We start from the raw sequence: 17,933 nt of genomic DNA on the forward strand, positions 1-17,933 counted from the left end.
TCTCCTTTGCCTCACCAACATGGGGAGGCATCGGGAGGTTCCGATTCAGCGTTTCTTGCGCCCCTGATGGCGGATGTTTCCGGGGCGACCGCGCTTGCCGACCAGGTGCTTGCCCTTCCTGTCGCGGCGGGGCTTCTTCTCTGGACGGCGTCCGCGCGGTTCGATCCGCTGGCCGCCGTTGCCTTCGGGAAGCTCGAATTTCAGTGCGCCGGTGAGCGGATTTGCCTCTGCCAGTCGCAGTTCGAGCACGTCGCCGACGGTGTAGCGGGTGCCGGTCTCCTCGCCGATCAGCGCATGGGCGCCTTCGTCGTGGCGGAAGTATTCGCGGCCCAAGGTGGAAATCGGCACCAGCCCGTCGCCGCCAAGGTTCACGATGGTGGCGAAGAAGCCGAATTTCTGCACGCCGGTGATGCGCGTCTGGAACACCTCGCCGACGCGGGCGGAAAGCCAGGCCGCAACATAGCGGTCGATGGTGTCGCGCTCGGCCTCCATCGCCCGCCGTTCGGTGATGCTGATAGCGTCGGTGATCTTGGCAAGGTCCTCGCGATCGCGCTGGCACAGGCCCGAATGCGCGGGAATCGCCCCGCCCTTGGGCTTGGGCTGTTCCAGGCCATAGGCATCGACCAGCGCGCGGTGGACGAGCAGGTCCGAATAGCGGCGGATGGGCGAGGTGAAGTGGGCATAGCTGCCCAGCGCCAGGCCGAAGTGACCGACATTCTTCGGGCCGTAGTAGGCCTGCGTCTGGCTGCGCAGCACGGCCTCCATCACCAGCGCCTTCTCGCCCTCGTCGCCGATGTCGCGGATCATGCGGTTGAACAGTCCGGGCGTGACGACCTGTCCCAGCGCCAGCTTCTTGCCGATGCTGTCGAAATACTCGCGCAGGGCGATCAGCTTTTCGCGCGTCGGCGGCTCGTGGATGCGGTAGACGACCGGGCTGGCCTTGCTTTCCAGCGCCTTCGCCGCGGCGACGTTGGCGGCGATCATGAAGTCCTCGACCACGCGGTGGGCGTCCAGTCGCTCACGCACGGCGATTTCGACGATCTTGCCCTGCTCATCCAGGATCACGCGGCGTTCAGGCAGCTCCAGTTCCAGCGGATCGCGCGCCGTCCGGGCAGAGGCAAGCAGCTTCCATGCTTCCCACAGGTGCTGCAGGTGCTCTGGAGCCTTGCCACTGTCGATGGCGGCCTGGGCATCGTCGTAGGCAATGTTCTCGGCCAGCCGCACGATGGCGCGGGTGAAGCGCCAGCCGGTGACGTTGCCGTCCTTGTCGATGGCGAGGTGGCAGACCATGGCCGCGCGGTCCTGCCCCTGCTTGAGCGAGCAGACATCGGCGGAGAGCACTTCGGGCAGCATCGGTACGACGCGATCCGGGAAATAGACCGAATTGCCGCGCTTGCGCGCCTCGCGATCCAGCTTGCTGTCGGGGCGGACGTAGTAGGACACGTCGGCAATCGCCACGACGGCGTTGAAGCCGCCCTTGCCGTCCGGCTCGGCCCAGATCGCGTCGTCGTGGTCGCGCGCGTCGGCGGGGTCGATGGCGACGATGGGCAGGTGCCGCAGGTCTTCCCGCTTCTCCTCGCTGAGCGTCAGTTTCGCGGCCTGCTGCGCCTCGGCCAGCACCTCTTGCGGGAAGATATGCGGGATGCCGTACTTGTGGATGGCAATCAGCGAATAGCTGCGCGGCGCCAGCGGGTCGCCGAGGACCTCCGTCACCTTCATCGAGCTGTTGCGCCCGCGCCCGGCCGGTTCGGCCAGCACCAGCTGTCCCTCTTCGGCCTGACCCACATCGGAGACCTTGGCGGAACTGCGGATGCGCTTGTCGACCGGGGCGAGCCAGGCCTGCCCGCTGCCGTCGATCTCGATCACGCCAAGCATGGCCATCTCGCTGGACGGCAGCTTCTTCATCGGGTGGGCGAGCCAGCCCTTCCCGGCCTCTTCGGTGCGCGCAAGGATGCGGTCGCCAGTGCGCAGCGCGGCCTGCTTCTTGCGCTCGATCACCCGCAGGCGCGGCGGCGGAGAGGCATCGTCCGGCTGCCAGCTGTCGGGGATGGCAATCGGCTCGCCATCCTCAATATCGACCACCCGCAGGACCGTGACCTTGGGCACGCCGCCCATGCGGTGAAAGGCGCTCTTCTTGCCGTCGATCAGGCCTTCCTCGGCCATGTCTTTCAGCAGCGCTTTCAGGGCGATCTTTTCCTGCCCTTTCAGGCGGAAATGCTTGGCGATCTCGCGCTTGCCGACGACGTTGGTGGATTCGCGAATGAATTCAAGAACCTGCTCCTTGCTGGGCAGGCCCTGGAACTTGCGGGTATTGGGGCGTTTGCTCATTTACCCGCCATATGGGGACGCTAGCCTTCGCTGTCGACCGGCAGCGGATAGAAACCCCCACCCGGCACGGCGCTGGAGACCGGGCTTTCCGCACCATCAGCCGCGACCGAACTGACGCCGAAGATCCAGTCATCGCCGCGATCGGGTGCAAGGATGATGGAATTGAGATCCGCCGCTTCATCGCTTTCGAGCGTGGTGCGCAGCGTCCAGTCGCGCTCGTCGGTGCGGCGGCGGTAGACGTTGTAGCGCGTGGCGCCTGCCACCGGCTCCCATTCCAGCAGCACGTCGGGACGGACAATCCCGTCGCCCTGCACCACCGGCGGCATCGGCGCGCGGGCCAGCACATCGGCAGCGCGCACGTTCAGGCGGGTGACGAGCGCGAGATAGGGAAAGTCCATCTCGTCCACGGTGTCGCCATAGGTCACGCCGTCCTCGACGCGCAGGTCCTGGTGCTGGTGTTCGTAGTCCTCGATGGCGACCGAGAAGCGGATGGCGGGATAACCCCGGTCGAGGAAGGGCAGGTGGTCCCCACCCCTCCCCATGCGGTCCGACCGCCAGGTCTGGCGCACATCGAGTCCCTCGGCATCGGTTTCGGCCAGGCGATCGAGGAAGCGCGAGAGGTTGCGGCTCGGGCTGTCGTTGGCACCGCCCATGCTGCGCATCCGGGCGCGTGTTGCCTCGTCGGCATCGGCGCGCACGCCTTCGGAGAAGACACGCACGTGATCGGCATCGCAGGTGCCGTCGGACCCGCAGGAGCCGCCGACGACGTCGTTGTTGAGCACGGCCTTGACGGTCCAGCCCTGCTCGGTGGCGTAATCGGCCAGCAGGTTCCCGCCGTAGAGGCCCTGCTCCTCGCCCATCAGCAGGGCAAAGACGATGGTCGTCGGATATTGCCGCTGGCTCAGCGCCCGCGCCGCTTCCAGCACCAGCGCACTGCCGCTGGCATTGTCGTTGGCCCCCGGAGCTTCGCTTTCCGCGTCCATGACGTCGGAGACGCGGCTGTCGATATGGCCCTGGATGATCACGACCTCGTTCGGCCGTTCGGTGCCCCACTGGATGGCGATGGAATTGCGGATCAGTACCGGCTCGGGAATGCGCCGTCCGCCCATTTCCGCCTCGACATAGCGCGTTTCCAGGCAACCGCCGCAAGCCGCGCTGGTTTCCTCGAATTCGGTCCTGCCCCAGGCCAGCGCCGCCCCGATGCCGCGATCCGTGCCATCGAGGCCGGACAGCGTATGGCGTGTGCCGAAAGCGACCATGCGCTCGACATCGGCTTGCAGGCGATCTGCAGATACCGGTGCGGCGACGTCGTCTTGGGCGATTGCAGGGGTGGCGAAGGCGGCGCAGATTGCCGCTGGCAGGATCAGGTAACGCATTTGTCGAGAATTCGCGCAATTGCCCGCGCTTGGCAAGACACATGATTGCAGCTGCAACCGCTTGCCGCTACGCCAGCGCGCATTCCTGCCCGTCTCGGGCATTTGGGGGAAGTTTTCGATGAAGAAGTTCACGCTGGCGCTGGTCGCCACCACCGCCCTTTCCGCTCCGGCCCAGGCTGCCGATGTCAGCAACCTTGTCGGCCCGTTCATGCATGATCCGACCGTCGAGGAGATCGCCGAGCGCTGCCAGTACTACGTCGAACAGGTGGACCTCCGCCGCGATGCCATGCTGGGCGACACCGCCGAGCCGACCATCGACAACACGCTGGAGCGGTACGACGCGATCCAGTCCTTCCTGCTGACGGGTTCGTTCGAGGCGAGCCTGTACCAGCAGGTGATGGGCACGGCGGAAACCCGCGATGCCGGCGGCGCCTGTTCGGTGCGCATTGCGGGCCTGAGCAGCGAAATCAGCCTGTCGCGCCCGATCTACGAGCGTCTGGCTGCGCTCGACGTTTCCGAAGCTGACGAGACCACGCAGACCTACATGGAAAGCATCCTCGACGGCTTCCGCCGCAGCGGTGTCGCACTGGACGAGGATGGTCGCGCCCGCGTGCAGGAAATCAACGATCGCCTGGCCGAACTGAGCGCTGAATTCTCGCGCAATATCGCCGAGGACGTGCGCACGATCGAAGTCGCGCCGGAGGAACTGGCCGGGCTGCCGCAGGACTACATCGATGCGCACCCGGTGGGTGAGAACGGGATGATCACCCTCACCTCCGCCACGCCCGACTATGCGCCGGTGATGACCTATGCGGAAAGCGACGACCTGCGTCGCCGCTATGCCGACGTCTATGGCCAGCGTGCCTGGCCGCAGAATGACGAAGTGCTGCGCGAAATCTTCACGCTGCGGCAGGAACTGGCCGAGCTGGTCGGCTTCAACAACTATGCGGAACTGCAATTTGCCGACCGCATGCTCGACACCACCGACAAGGTGGAGGACCTGATCCAGCAGACCGACGAGGCTGCGCGCCCGGTGGCCGAGGCGGACTATGCCCAGCTGTTCGCCATGCTGCAGGAACTGCGCCCCGGGGCGGAGCAGATCGAATCCTACCAGCTGTCGTGGCTGACGCCCAAGGTGCAGCAGGCCAATTACGATTACGACCCGCAGGAAGCACGGCAGTACTTTCAGCACGACAACGTGCGTGACGGCATCTGGGCGCTGACCGAACGCCTGTTCGGGGTCGAGGTGCAACCCTGGGATACGCCGGTCTGGCACGAGGACGTGGAGCCTTACCAGCTCGTCGAGGACGGTGAGGTGATCGGCTACTTCTACCTCGACTCCCATCCGCGCCCCGGCAAGTATACCCACGCCAACGTGGTGCCGCTCTATCTCGGTTCGCCCGATGGCGGCGTGCCGGTGGCCGCGCTGGTGCAGAACATGCCCGATGGTCTGATGGAGCACGGGCAGGTCACCACTTTCCTGCACGAATTCGGACACATCCTGCATTTCGTCTTCGGCAGCCGTAACCGGTATGCCGGCATGGGGATGATCAATGTCGAGTGGGACTTCATCGAGGCGCCCTCGCAGATCCTGGAAAACTGGGTCTACGACTATGACACCCTGGCCACCTTCGCCGTGAACGAGGCTGGCGAAACGATCCCGCGCGACCTGGTCGAGCGGATGAACCGCGTGCGCTATTTCAATCAGGGCACCTGGGAAATGCGCCAGTTGGGGCTGACCGCGACTTCGTACAACTTCTACACTCAGCCTGTGCCGGACGACCTGGGCGCGGCGACGCGCGAATGGCAGCAGGACTATTCGCTGGTGCCGCTCAACCCGAACGGCCAGATGCAGGCCGCCTTCGGCCACCTCGATGGCTATGGCGCGGCTTACTACACCTATGGCTGGTCGCGGGTCATCGCGGCCGACATGTTCAGCCGTTTCAAGGCCGAGGGCATGACCAATCCCGAAACCGCAAACGCCTATCGCCGCCTCGTGCTGGAGCCGGGCGGCACGCGTCCGGCAGCAGAGCTGGTGCGTGAATTCGTGGGCCGGGAAATCTCGTTCGACGCCTTCCGCGAAGAACTGGAACGCGGCCTGCCCGAAGACTGACGCGATGCGCCGCGCGCGTCTGCCTCAGTAGGCGCGCGCGACGTAGACGCGTTCGACGGCCGGTTCGCCGGTGAAAATGCAGGTGCCGTCTGCGGGCGGCGCGTTCATCGGCACGTTGCGCAAGGTGAGGCGGAGCGCCTTCAGCTGCTCTTCCACTTTGGCCAGCCCCTCACCCGTGGGCTTGGACCATTGCACCTCGACCCAGCCGGGATACTTGCGGTCCGCACCGAAGAATTCGGCCAGCGCCTCCATCGTGTCGATATCGCGCACGATATTCGCCTCGCGGCGCTCGCGGGCTTCCTCGAACAGGCCGGTCTGGATTTCCGCGAGAAGAGCCGGGACGGCCTGCGCCGCTGCATCCTTGGTGGGGTTCTGGAAGGCAGGTTTGCCGGTTTCCAAATCCCATAGCGCATCGCGGCGCAGCAGGCTGACGACGCCGCCTTCCATGTCACGGCCGCCAACCTCGATGATGATGGGGGCGCCCTTGCGAACCCAGTCCCAGCGCTTGGCCGCCGCCTTGCCCGGACGGGTGTCGAGCAACACGCGCACCGGCTCGCCCAGCACCTGCTGGCCGGCGATGGCAGCGCGCAGGCCTTCGCAATAGTCGATGACGGCCTCGTCCTCGGGCTTGTCGCGCAGCATCGGCAGGATCACGACCTGGAACGGCGCGATGGCAGGCGGCACGCGCAGGCCGTCGTCGTCGCCGTGGGTCATGATGACACCGCCCACCATGCGGGTGGAAACGCCCCAGCTGGTGGTATGCGCCAGCGCCTGGCCGCCTTCCTTGTCCTGGTAGCGGATGTTGGCGGCTTCGGCGAAATTGGTACCGAGGTAGTGGCTGGTGCCCGCCTGCAGCGCCTTGCCGTCCTGCATCATGGCTTCGATCGACCAGGTCTCGACAGCGCCGGGGAAGCGTTCGTTCTCCGGCTTCTCGCCCGCGATCACGGGCAGCGAGAGGTCTTCCTCGGCAAAGGCGCGGTACATCTCCAGCGCGCGCATGGTTTCGGCCTTGGCGTCTTCCTGCGTCGCGTGGGCGGTGTGGCCTTCCTGCCAGAGAAACTCGCTGGTGCGCAGGAACATGCGGGTGCGCATTTCCCAGCGCACGACATTGGCCCACTGGTTCAGCATCAGCGGCAGGTCGCGCCACGACTGGATCCAGCGGCTCATGGCATCGCCGATGATCGTCTCGGATGTCGGACGAACCACCAGCGGTTCTTCCAGCTTGGCTTCGGGATCGGGGATCAGCCCGCCCTTCCCGTCAGCGATCAGGCGGTGATGGGTGACCACGGCCATTTCCTTGGCGAAGCCGTCGACGTGCGCCGCCTCGCGCTCGAAATTGGCGAGCGGGATGAACAGCGGGAAATAGGCGTTCTGCACGCCGGCCGCCTTGATGCGGTCATCCAGCAGGCGCTGCATGCGCTCCCAGATGCCATAGCCCCACGGCTTGATGACCATGCACCCGCGCACGCCCGATTCCTCGGCCATGTCGGCAGCAGAAATGACTTCCTGGTACCAGGCGGCGAAATCGTCCTCGCGCTTGGTGTTCAGGGCATGGCGAATGGCAGACATCTTGTGAATCCGAATATGCTGTTCAAGGTGCCCGCCCCCATGCCGACCTGCGCGTTGCAAGTCGAGGGGCGAGCGACCGAGATCTTGTGAAAGCTACTTGCCGAGCTTGTCCAGCTTGCGCTGCATTTCCGCCATCTGCTTGCGCAGCGTATCGATATCGTCCGTATCCTCCGCGGGGGCAGCAGTCGGGGCCGGAGCTGTTGCCGCGCCGGGCATGAAGGCGCTCGCCGCGGCATTGAACATGGCCATGTTCGATTCCGCCATCTTCGACAGGGCATCGGCCCCCATGTTCGACTGGAAGGCTTCCTGCAGCGCCGACTGGTTGGTCTGGAAGTTGGCCATCGCCGCTTCGAGGTAAGGCGGCATCATCGCCTGCATCGAATTGCCGTACATTGCGATCAGCTGGCGCAGGAAGCTGATCGGCAGCATCTGTTCGCCGCTGGCTTCCTCTTCCATGATGATCTGCGTCAGGATTGCATGGGTAATGTCGGCCCCAGTCTTGGCGTCGAGCACCTGGAAGTCCACGCCCGTGCGCACCATCCGCGCGAGGTCGTCGAGCGTGATGTAGCTCGAGGACTGGGTGTTGTAGAGGCGCCGGTTGGCGTACTTCTTGATGATGATGGGCTCTTCGCCCGATTTATTCTTTTCGGCCATTTATGGCTCCCTGGAACGCGCGACTGGAGCCAACTTAGCACTTGCAACATCGAATTTGCAATCAGGCGTGTCAGGAGGTCCGATCAAATCGCTGGCCGAGGACCGTCAGCAACTCGTATTGCGAAAGTCCCGATTTCTCAGCAGCCTGCGGCAAGCCATAGAAAAGACTACAGAAATCACCTTCCGTGACGTCCGATTTGGTGCAGTCTACGGCAATCATGTCCATCGAGATCCTGCCAAGGATCGGCAGGACCGTCCCAGCATGGTGCAATGCACCCGAATTCCCCCAACTGCGCAATATTCCGTCGGCATAACCAAGTGAAATTATTGCGATCCTTGTCGGTTCTTTCGCCGTCCACTTTGCATTGTAACCGACCGTGTCGCCAGCCGCGAGATTCCGCACTTGCAGCACCGCAGCCTCGATCTCGGCCACCGACTTGATCTCGCCGTCAAGCTCGGGCCGGGGAACGCCTCCGTACAGCGCGAGTCCGGGACGTGTCAGATCGAAGTGGTAGTCCGGTCCCAGGGCGATTCCCGCACTGTTGGCGAGGCTGGCCTGGCGGGCCGGCAATGTCGCGACGACCTCGCGGAAGCTACGCAGCTGTTGGTCGTTCTTCGGGCTATCCTCGTCGGCCGAGGCGAGATGGGACAACAAGGTGTCGACTTCGAGCGACTGAACCTCGGCGCTGCCGATCTCGTCCGGAGACAGACCGAGGCGATTGATCCCCGTATCCACCATGACGTGGCATGTGCCGCCACCTGCTGCATGCCAGACCTGCGCCTGGGCGAGCGAGTTTATCACGGGGATCGCGCCCGTCGCCTTGGCATAGGCAGCCTCTTCGGCATTGGCGACGCCGTGCAGGACCGCAGTGCTCTCGCCCGAAGTGTGCGCCAGCACGTCGGCGACCTCGCTCCAGTGTGCGACGAAGAACTGCCGCGCGCCCGCTTCGCGCAGCACCGGCACCACGTGTTCCACCCCCAGTCCATAGGCATCGGCCTTGACCGCTGCACCGGCCGTGGCGGTGCCCGATAGCCGATCCAGCGTACGCCAGTTGCCTGCCAGTGCATCACGGTCGATGCGCAGGCGCAAGCTCGCCGGTGGGGGTGCGGGAAGGCTCACGAGGCGGTCCGCGCGGAACCCTGCCATCTTTGCAGGGCGGGCGTGAAGCTTTCCGGCAATACGCGGTACATTCGCGCAAATCGCTCGGCTATGTCCTCCGGCATCGTCCAGTCCGCCAGCGGGCCGTTGTCGTCCGTGGAAGCCGGCTGCAGCAGGACCCATGCCGGATCAAGCGCGGGCAGCGAACCATCCGCATATTGCGCAAACCATCCCTCTGCATCGCCCATGCAGCGATACATGCGCCGCTGGATGGTGGTGGAGCGCTTGATGTAGGCGAAATACTCGTCCCGCGGCTGTTCGGGCGCGTTGCGCACGATGTCGATGAATGGCTGCGCGGCTTCGGCCTTGTCCATGTGCCAGCGGTTGCAGGCGAGGATCCAGGCAAACTCACGGTCCGCCCCACCCAGCTGATAGGATTCCGGGCTGTAGCCCCGTCCGCGGAAATCGTCATAGGCCGGCCGGATGATACGGTACGAGGCATCATGGTCACCGCCCTCCGCCAGATAGGCCGCGTAGTTGATCAGCGGGTTGAGGCGGTATTCGCTTTCTTCCGGAAAGCCTTCGAGGAAGTCCGCCAGCACTCCTGCCGCAGCGAGATCGCCGCGCATCAGGGTGACCGTGCTGGCACGATAGGCCGCGATCATGGTGCGCTCGAATTCCTGGCGCTGCCGGCTCCGCTCGCTGCCCTGCTCCAGCTCGTCGCGCGTGGCATCGAGGATGGCCAGTGCCTCCTCGACATAGCCGAGATCGCGCAGGCCTGCGGCACGGGCGATATCGCGGCGCACGAAGGATGCCATCGACAGGCCGAGGCCAATATCCCGTGCGTCGCGAGCCTCTTCCTCCAGCTGGTCTCGCAGGCGTTGGAGATCGCTTCCCCAGCGCTCTTCCATGGTCGGCCAGAACGGCGCGAATGGCCGGAACGACAGCGCCATCAGGGCGGTGTCGATATTCTGGACGGGCGTCAGGCGCGCGGCTTCGAGCGTGTCGGCGCATTCGGCCAGCATGTCCGGCCCTCGCCGCTGCGGCGTGAGGGTCACCCTGAAATTGCCGAAGCCTTCCAGCGACACCGAGGCATGGTCGTCACCGCAGAAATCGCGATAGGCGTCGCGAAGGGCCTGCGGCATTGGCGGCGCCGCCTGCCGAACTGTTACGGGCGGCGGCGGAGCCTGTGCCGGCTTGTCCTGCGCGCTTGCCGGAACGGCTGCCAGGACGATTGCCATGACCGCGGCAAGCAGGGCCTGCTTCATGTGGATTCGGCGTCCTCGAAATCCTTCGGCGGGCCGGAGGGAATGCCCCACCATGCCACGATCACGCCGAAGGCGACGACTACCCACGTGTACCATAGGCCGGCATAGACATCGCCGGTTCGCGCCACGATGAAGCCCGCAATCAGCGGCAGGAAACCACCAAGGTAGCCCGCCCCGATGTGATAGGGGATCGACATCGAGGAATAGCGGATTTGCGGCGGGAACATCTCGGTCAGCAGGGCGGCGACGGAACCGTAGGTCAGCGCCGAGAAAGCCGAGATTACCAGCAGGATCGCCACGATACCGACGATGTTGATGAAGGGCGGCTGCTGCACCGAGAAGTCATAGCCACGTGCCGACAAGGCTTCCTGCAGGCCGGCACGGCGTGCAGCGCCATCGTCCAGCCAGTCGTCCCCCAGCGCAATCGCCTCGCCGCCGACGGTAACGCCGAGCGTGTCGGCCTCCACCCGCTCGTAGGGCACGCCGCTGGCGGTGAGCGTTTCGAGGACCTTGCCGCAATCGGTCTGTTCGCGGTCGAACAGGTCGGCAAAGGGATCGGTGGTGCACTGGGTGCCCGTCACCACCACCGGATTGGCAGCCGCCGCTTCCTCGATGCCGGGATTGGCGAGCTTGCCCATCATCCAGAACATCGGGAACACCAGCAGCAGCGTCATGATCGCCCCGACCAGGATCGGCTTCTTGCGCCCCACCCTGTCCGACCATTTGCCGACCACGACGAAGAAGCTCATCGAGATCAGGCCCGCCACCAGCAGGATCATCTCCACCAGCGATGGATCGAGCCGCATGTCGCGCTGGAGGAACGAGAGGCTGGAAAAGAAGGCCGTGTACCAGATCGTAGTGAGGATTCCGGTGATGCCGAACAGCGCGATGAAGATGCGCTTCTTGTTGCCGGGATAGGTGAAGCTCTCGACGAAGGGGTTGCCCGACATCTTCCCTTCTTCCTTCATGGCGCGGAAGACCGGGCTTTCATTGAGCTTCAGGCGCATCCACAAGGAGATGCCGAGCAGCACGACGCTGAGCAGGAAAGGTACGCGCCAGCCCCATTCCTCGAAGGCTGCTTCGGGAATGATTGCGCGGCACAGCAGGACCACGACGATCGAGAGGACGAAGCCGCCGACCACGCTCGCCTGGATGAAACTGGTGTAGAAGCCGCGCTTCTCGGGAGGCGCATGTTCGGCGACATAGATCGCCGCACCGCCATATTCCCCACCGAGGGCGAGGCCCTGCAGGATGCGCAGTACGATCACGATGGCTGGCGCCCACAGGCCGATGCTCTCGGCGCTGGGCACCAATCCGACACCGGCGGTGGCAATGCCCATCAGCGTGACGGTGACGAGGAAGGTGTACTTGCGGCCGAGCTTGTCCCCCAGGTACCCGAACATGATCGCACCCAGCGGGCGGAAGCCGAAGCCGATCGCGAAACCGGCCCAGACGAGCAGGACCTGCAGCGTTTCGTTATCGCTGGGGAAGAAGGCGCGCCCGATAAGCGTGAACAGCGTGCCGTAGATGAAGAAGTCATACCATTCGAAGATGGTGCCCGCCGAACTCGCGCCGATGACGAGGCGGATTTCCTTCTGGGTGGGCTGGTGTACGGTCGTTGCGGCTGTGCTCGCCATGCGGTCCCCCGATAGTCAGGTGGACGGGATTAGCTTGCCGCAGCAGCGCTGGAAAGGGCCTCCATCGCCGCCTTCCACGGCAGCAGCATGGCGCCGTGCCGGCCGCGATAATCGCGGGCCGGGACGATCAGGTCGATATCCGGCCAGTCGGGGGCGTCACTCGCCCCTTCCAGCCATGCTGCGAGCGCGTCGTGCGCCTGGCACACCTCTGCGATGCTGCGGCCGGCAGCATGCCGCGCGAAAACGGCGGCGGCGGCTTGTCCGACGGCGCAGGCGCGCACCTTCAGCCCAATGCGGTCAATGCTTTGCTGCGCATCCAGCGACAGGTCCACGGCGAGCGTAGACCCGCAAGCAGGAGATCGTGCCGCGCCATGCAGGGCTGCGGATTCGACGGGTGGGTACTTTGCCAGCTCGACCGCGGCGGCGAGCATTTCAGGCGTGTAGAGCTTCTCCGCGCTCATCAGCCCTCTTCATCGCTTTGCAGGCGCGCCCGGCGCTCGGCGATGATCTGCACCATCGCGCGCGAGCCGGCGTCGACCAGCTGATAGGTTCGCGCCTCGGCGATCCAAACTGGTCGGCCCTTGGCGCCCCAGACCGTGTCGTAGCCGAGCACCAGCAGCGAGAAAGCGACGACGACGATGACGACGCCCTTGAGTGCGCCGAAGCCAAAGCCGAGTACACGGTCGATCGGGCTGAGGATGGACTGGCGGGCGCTGCGACCGGCGACACGGGCAATCAGCTTCATGGCCGCATAAGGGATCAACAGCAGCAGCGCGAAGGCAAGTATCGAGGCGGTAACGGGCGAGCCCATGAACTCCAGGATCGCGGCCGTGAGGTCCGTGTGCAGGTAACGGATGGCGAAAATCGCCAATACCCATGCTGCTAGGGAAAGAACTTCTTGCACGAAGCCGCGCATGAAGCCGCCGATGGCGCTGACCGCAACGATCAGCAGCACAATGATATCAAAGCCCGTCATCGGGCGCGGAACTTATGCCGATGCCATGACCCGGTCAACGAGCGACGCGACCGATGCTACATCCGTATATCGTAAGCCAGCCACGTCTTGTCCCCCATCCTGTGGACCAAATGCCGTTTTGAATCCGAGCTTTGCCGATTCTTTCTGCCTGACGGTTCCGTGCGCGACCGGGCGGACTTCGCCGGAAAGGGCTACCTCGCCGAACCAGACGGCGCTGGCGGGCAGCGGCCTGTCGGCCAGGGCACTGATGAGTGCCGCCGCCACGGCGATATCGGCTGCAGGGTCGGACAGGCGATAGCCGCCGGCCACGTTGAGATAGACCTCTGCCGTCGAGAAGTTCAGCCCGCAGCGCGATTCCAGCACTGCCAGCAGCATGGCCAGCCGGCCATTGTCCCAGCCGACCACGGCCCGCCGCGGGGTGGCCCCGGATTGCAGGCGGACGATCAGTGCCTGGATTTCGACCAGTACCGGCCGCGTGCCCTCCAGCGCGGGGAACACGGCGGCGCCGGCGATGGGTTCGTCCCGGCCGGAGAGGAACAGCGAGGAGGGATTGCCCACCTCGTCCAGGCCGTGGCCTTCCATCGCGAAGACGCCGATCTCGTCCACTGCGCCGAAGCGGTTCTTGAGGCACCGCAGGATGCGATACTGGTGGCTGCGCTCCCCCTCGAAGCTCATCACGGTATCTACCATGTGCTCCAGCACGCGCGGGCCGGCGATATTGCCATCCTTCGTCACATGCCCGACCAGCACCAGTGCGGTGCCCTTTTCCTTGGCGTAGCGGATCAGCTCGAAGGCGCTGGCGCGCACCTGGCTGACGGTGCCCGGTGCCCCTTCGATCATGTCGGAGTGCATGGTCTGGATAGAATCGACCACCAGCAGGTCCGGCGCATCGTCCTGCCCCAGCGTGGTCAGGATGTCGCGGACCGAGGTGGCCGCGGCCAGCTTGAGCGGAGCTTTCGACAGGCCGAGCCGAGCCGCACGCATGCGCACCTGCCCGGTCGCCTCCTCCCCGCTGACATAGACCGCCGATCCGCCGTCCTGCGCGATCTTCGCCGCTGCCTGCAGCAGCAGGGTGGATTTCCCGATGCCCGGCTCGCCGCCCATCAGGATGGCCGCGCCCGGAACCAGTCCGCCGCCCAGCGCGCGGTCGAACTCTCCGATGCCGGTGGAATTGCGTTCCAGCGGGCGGGTGGGCGCATCGAGCGATTCGAAGGCTATCGCCCTGCCCCCGCTCGACAAATCGTGCTTGGCGGCGAACTTGGTGTCGGGAGCATCTTCCACCAGCGTGTTCCATTCGGAACAGTCCGTACATTGGCCCTGCCAACGCGATGCGACGCTGCCGCATTCGGTACAGATGAAACGCTTCTTGGGCTTTGCCATGCGCGGTTGCTAACCGGAACAGAAGTGGAACGCAAGTGTGCTGGCCAGCGGCTTCACCATCTGCCATCAAGGCGTCCATGCGGCAGAAAGAACTCCGGATTGCGCTGGTGTGCTACGGCGGTGTCAGCCTCGCCGTCTACATGCACGGCGTGACCAAGGAGATCTGGAAGCTAGCCCGCGCCAGCCGCGCCTTCCACGATCCGGACGAACAACGCCCGACCGGCGTGGAATATGTCTACCATTCCATGCTGGAACGGGTGGAGGCCGAGCACGACCTGCGCCTGCGCATGTTGCCCGACATCATCACCGGCGCCAGCGCGGGCGGTATCAATGCCGTCTTCCTGGCGCAGGCGATCCATTCCGGACGCAGCCTCGAACCGCTGACCGAGCTGTGGCTGGAGACCGCCGACGTCGAAAGACTGGTAGCGCCCGAAGCCAGGCCGTGGTCGCCCCTGGCGCGCGCCTACATGCGACCCATCGTCTGGTACCTGACCCGCGGCCCCGGCAATACGGTGGAAGAAACCGTGGCGGTAGAGTCGCAGCGCGAGGTGCGCCGGAAGATCTCCAACCTGGTTCGCGGACGCTGGTTCGAACCGCCGTTCTCCGGCCCCGGCTTCAGCCAGCTGATCCACGATGCCTTGCAGGCGATGAGCGCGGGACCTGCCGAAGCGCCGCTGCTGCCGCCGCGCCATCCGCTGGACCTGATGGTGACGGCCACCGATTTCCGTGGGCGCAACGAGACCTTGCGCCTGCACAGCCCGGCCCAGGTGGAAGAACCCGAGCACCGCATGCCGATCGGCTTTCGCGCGCAGACACCGGCTGTCGGGGGCCACGACCTGGCGCAATTGTGCGAGCTGACGCTTGCGGCCCGCGCCACAGCCAGCTTCCCCGGGGCCTTCCCGCCGGTGCGGCTGTCGGAGATCGACGAGCTCTGCAACGGCGACTGGCCGGGGCGTGCGGAATTTCTGCGGCGGATCATGCCGACCCATGTGAAGCAGGGCACGACGGAACATGTGGCGCTGGTGGATGGGTCGGTGCTGGTGAATGCGCCCTTCGAAGGGGCAATCGCCGCCCTCACCTCCCGGCCCGCCCAGCGCGAGGTCGACCGGCGCTTCGTCTATATCGACCCGTCGCCGCGCCGCCAGCGGCCCGAAGCCGGCGACGAGATCAAGCCGGTTGGCTTCTTCGCTGCCATCGCCGGTTCGCTCTCCGCCATTCCGCGCGAACAACCGATCCGTGACAACCTCGACGTGCTGGAGCGGCAGACGCGCGAAGCGGAAAAGCTGCGCAAGATGGTCGCCGCACTGCGCCCCGAGGTGGAGGCGGCGGTGGACAAGCTGTTCGGCCGCACGCTGTTCCTCGACCGCCCCAACGTGAAACGCCTCGCCAACTGGCGCAGCCGTGCGCAGCAGGCTGCGGCCGAACGGTCGGGCTATGCCTTCCATTCCTACGCCCAGGCGAAGCTGACCGGGATTATCGATCGCCTGGCGGAACTGGCACGCACGGCATCCAACAGCCCGGATCGCCCGATGGCGCATGTCATCGCGGCGCGACTGCGGCGTGAAATCGAAATGCGTGGCATGGCGTCTCTGGCCGGTGGCAAGGGTGGCGGCGCCAGCGACGAAGCCATCGTCTTCTTCCGCGACCATGACCTGGCCTATCGCATCCGCCGCCTGCGCCTGATCGCCCGCCGGTTGTCGCGCGATTGGGAAATCGACCCCGCGATTCCCGACGACGGCCTGCAGGATGCCCGCGATGCCATCTACAAGGTGCTGGCGCTCTATTTTGCCAAGGAGGACATCGAGGGACTGGGAGAGGACTTCGGAGACATTGCCGCAAGGGCGATGGAGGCCCCGGGCGAATTCCTCGATGCCCTGGCTGACCGGCGTCGGTTGCGCGAGACGGACGAGGCGGCCGAAGTCCTGCTGGCGGAGGCGCTGGACGCCATGCCCAAGGAACTGCGCCGGCGTGTCCTGCTCGCCTATCTCGGCTTCCCCTACTATGACGTCGCCACCCTGCCCCTGCTGCGGAACGAGGGCCTGACCGAATACGACCCGGTCAAGGTCGACCGCATCAGCCCGGAGGATGCATCGGCCATTCGCGACGGCGGCACGGCGGCCACGCTACGCGGGACCGAGTTCTTCAACTTTGGCGCCTTCTTCAGCCGCGCCTACCGCGAGAACGATTACCTCTGGGGCCGTTTCCACGGGGCGGAGCGGATGATCGACCTGATCTGCTCGACGGTGCCCGGCAGCATCGACCATGCCTCGCTACTGGCGTGCCAGCGCGATGCCTTCCTGGCCATCTGCGACGAGGAGCTGGAGCGCGGGACCTGCGACCGGAAACTGGTCGAATCCCTGCGGGCAGAGATTATCGCCAGGATGGGCGGGGACTAACCCCCGAACGCATCCTTCAGCTTGTTGAAGAAGCCGCGGCTTTCGGGGCATTCCTCGCCCGTCTCGGTCTCGCGGAATTCGCGCAGCAGTTCCTTCTGGCGCGAGGTGAGCTTGGTCGGCGTTTCGACCATGACTTCGACCACCAGGTCACCGCGTCCACGGCCCTGCAACACGGGCATGCCCGCACCGCGCTTGCGCAGCTGCTTGCCCGACTGGATGCCGGCGGGAATGTCGATGGCGTGCATTTCGCCGTCGAGACCGGGAATCTCGATCGTGTCGCCCAGCGCTGCAACCGTGAAGCTGACCGGTACGCGCGTGAACAGCGCCGTGCCTTCGCGTTCGAAGACCGAGTGAGGCTGCACGTGCACGAAGATGTAGAGATCGCCCGGAGGCGCGCCCTGCGGCCCGGCCTCGCCCTTGCCCGAGAGGCGGATGCGGGTGCCGTTGTCGACGCCCGGCGGCACCTCCACCTGGAGCGTCTGTTCCTTGTCCACCCGGCCCTCGCCGCGGCAGCCGGAGCAGGGCTGCTCCAGCACTTCGCCACGACCGCTGCAGGTCGGGCACGGACGTTCGATTACGAACAGGCCCTGTTGCGCACGGACCTTGCCGTGGCCGCCGCACAGTTCGCAGCGACGACGACCGGTGCCCGGCTCGGCGCCGGAACCTTCGCAGGTGTCGCACTGCGCGGCGATCTCCACGGTGATTTCATCGGTCTTGCCGTGGAAGGCTTCTTCCAGCGAGACGCGCAGGTCATAGCGCAGGTCAGCACCGCGCCGCGGGCGTGCACGGCCGCCACCGCCGCCACCGCCGAAGGCACTGCCGAAAATCGTTTCGAAAATATCGCCAAGGTCGCCGAAATCGGCACCACCCATGCCGCCACCGCCGGGGCCGCCGTTTTGGAAGGCGGCATGACCATAGCGGTCGTAGGCGGCGCGTTTCTGCGGGTCCTTCAGCACCTCGTAAGCGGCGCCGCAGGCTTTGAACTGGGCTTCCGCGTCGGCATCGCCCGGATTGCGGTCCGGGTGATACTTCATCGCCATCTTGCGATAGGCGGACTTGATCGTCGCGCCATCCGCATCACGGGACACGCCGAGCAGTTCGTAAAAATCGATCTCAGTCGCGGACATTCGTGAACCC

The 17,933-nt window shown here is 65.4% G+C and carries 13 protein-coding genes; 2 read left to right on the plus strand and 11 right to left on the minus strand.

The features are described 5' to 3' along the window. Positions 1–45: 45 nt before the first annotated feature. Both rnr and OZN62_RS01885 read right to left on the minus strand, forming a co-directional pair. Positions 46–2,328 (minus strand): ribonuclease R, encoded by a 2,283-nt coding sequence (gene rnr / locus OZN62_RS01880; protein ID WP_269101030.1) that lies wholly within the window; start codon positions 2,326–2,328, stop codon positions 46–48. Positions 2,329–2,348: 20 nt separating this feature from the next. Next, positions 2,349–3,704 (minus strand): M28 family peptidase, encoded by a 1,356-nt coding sequence (locus OZN62_RS01885; protein ID WP_269101033.1) that lies wholly within the window; start codon positions 3,702–3,704, stop codon positions 2,349–2,351. A 118-nt stretch (positions 3,705–3,822) separates the two neighbouring features. Between OZN62_RS01885 and OZN62_RS01890 the strand changes: the two genes are divergently transcribed. Beyond that, positions 3,823–5,817 (plus strand): M3 family metallopeptidase, encoded by a 1,995-nt coding sequence (locus OZN62_RS01890; protein ID WP_269101036.1) that lies wholly within the window; start codon positions 3,823–3,825, stop codon positions 5,815–5,817. Positions 5,818–5,841: 24 nt separating this feature from the next. On the opposite strand, the gene proS is transcribed toward OZN62_RS01890, so the two are convergent. The 8 genes from proS to radA form a co-directional block, all read right to left on the minus strand. Then, complete coding sequence (gene proS, locus OZN62_RS01895; RefSeq protein ID WP_269101038.1) at positions 5,842–7,386, minus strand: proline--tRNA ligase; 1,545 nt, start codon at positions 7,384–7,386, stop codon at positions 5,842–5,844. A 93-nt stretch (positions 7,387–7,479) separates the two neighbouring features. Further along, entirely contained in the window at positions 7,480–8,040 is a 561-nt protein-coding gene (gene phaR / locus OZN62_RS01900; protein WP_269101040.1) for a polyhydroxyalkanoate synthesis repressor PhaR, read from the minus strand. 70 nt (positions 8,041–8,110) lie between these two features. Further along, positions 8,111–9,130 carry an alanine racemase gene (gene alr, locus OZN62_RS01905; RefSeq protein ID WP_330848754.1) on the minus strand — a complete coding sequence of 340 codons (1,020 nt, stop codon included), beginning with the start codon at positions 9,128–9,130 and terminating at the stop codon, positions 8,111–8,113. Positions 9,131–9,156: 26 nt separating this feature from the next. Further along, positions 9,157–10,407, minus strand: coding sequence for a hypothetical protein (locus OZN62_RS01910; RefSeq protein WP_269101043.1), 1,251 nt, complete (start codon positions 10,405–10,407; stop codon positions 9,157–9,159). After that, a complete protein-coding gene (locus OZN62_RS01915; protein ID WP_269101045.1) occupies positions 10,404–12,044 on the minus strand; it encodes an MFS transporter in 1,641 nt (546 codons plus the stop codon). The genes OZN62_RS01910 and OZN62_RS01915 overlap by 4 nt, the downstream gene beginning before the upstream one ends. 29 nt (positions 12,045–12,073) lie before the next feature. Further along, a complete protein-coding gene (locus tag OZN62_RS01920) occupies positions 12,074–12,505 on the minus strand; it encodes an iron-sulfur cluster assembly scaffold protein (RefSeq protein WP_269101049.1) in 432 nt (143 codons plus the stop codon). Beyond that, positions 12,505–13,020, minus strand: coding sequence for a CvpA family protein (locus OZN62_RS01925; protein ID WP_269101051.1), 516 nt, complete (start codon positions 13,018–13,020; stop codon positions 12,505–12,507). The genes OZN62_RS01920 and OZN62_RS01925 overlap by 1 nt, the downstream gene beginning before the upstream one ends. Before the next feature lie 12 nt (positions 13,021–13,032). Further along, complete coding sequence (gene radA, locus OZN62_RS01930; RefSeq protein WP_269101054.1) at positions 13,033–14,400, minus strand: DNA repair protein RadA; 1,368 nt, start codon at positions 14,398–14,400, stop codon at positions 13,033–13,035. A gap of 77 nt (positions 14,401–14,477) precedes the next feature. On the opposite strand from radA, the gene OZN62_RS01935 reads away from it, so the two are divergent. Further along, entirely contained in the window at positions 14,478–16,796 is a 2,319-nt protein-coding gene (locus OZN62_RS01935; RefSeq protein ID WP_269101056.1) for a patatin-like protein, read from the plus strand. On the opposite strand, the gene dnaJ is transcribed toward OZN62_RS01935, so the two are convergent. Next, positions 16,793–17,923, minus strand: a complete 1,131-nt coding sequence (dnaJ, locus tag OZN62_RS01940; protein WP_269101057.1) for a molecular chaperone DnaJ — start codon at positions 17,921–17,923, stop codon at positions 16,793–16,795. The two genes, OZN62_RS01935 and dnaJ, sit on opposite strands and share 4 nt — an antisense overlap. Between the last annotated feature and the right edge of the window lie 10 nt (positions 17,924–17,933).

Source organism: Aurantiacibacter sp. MUD11 (assembly GCF_026967575.1).
GTDB lineage: Bacteria > Pseudomonadota > Alphaproteobacteria > Sphingomonadales > Sphingomonadaceae > Alteraurantiacibacter.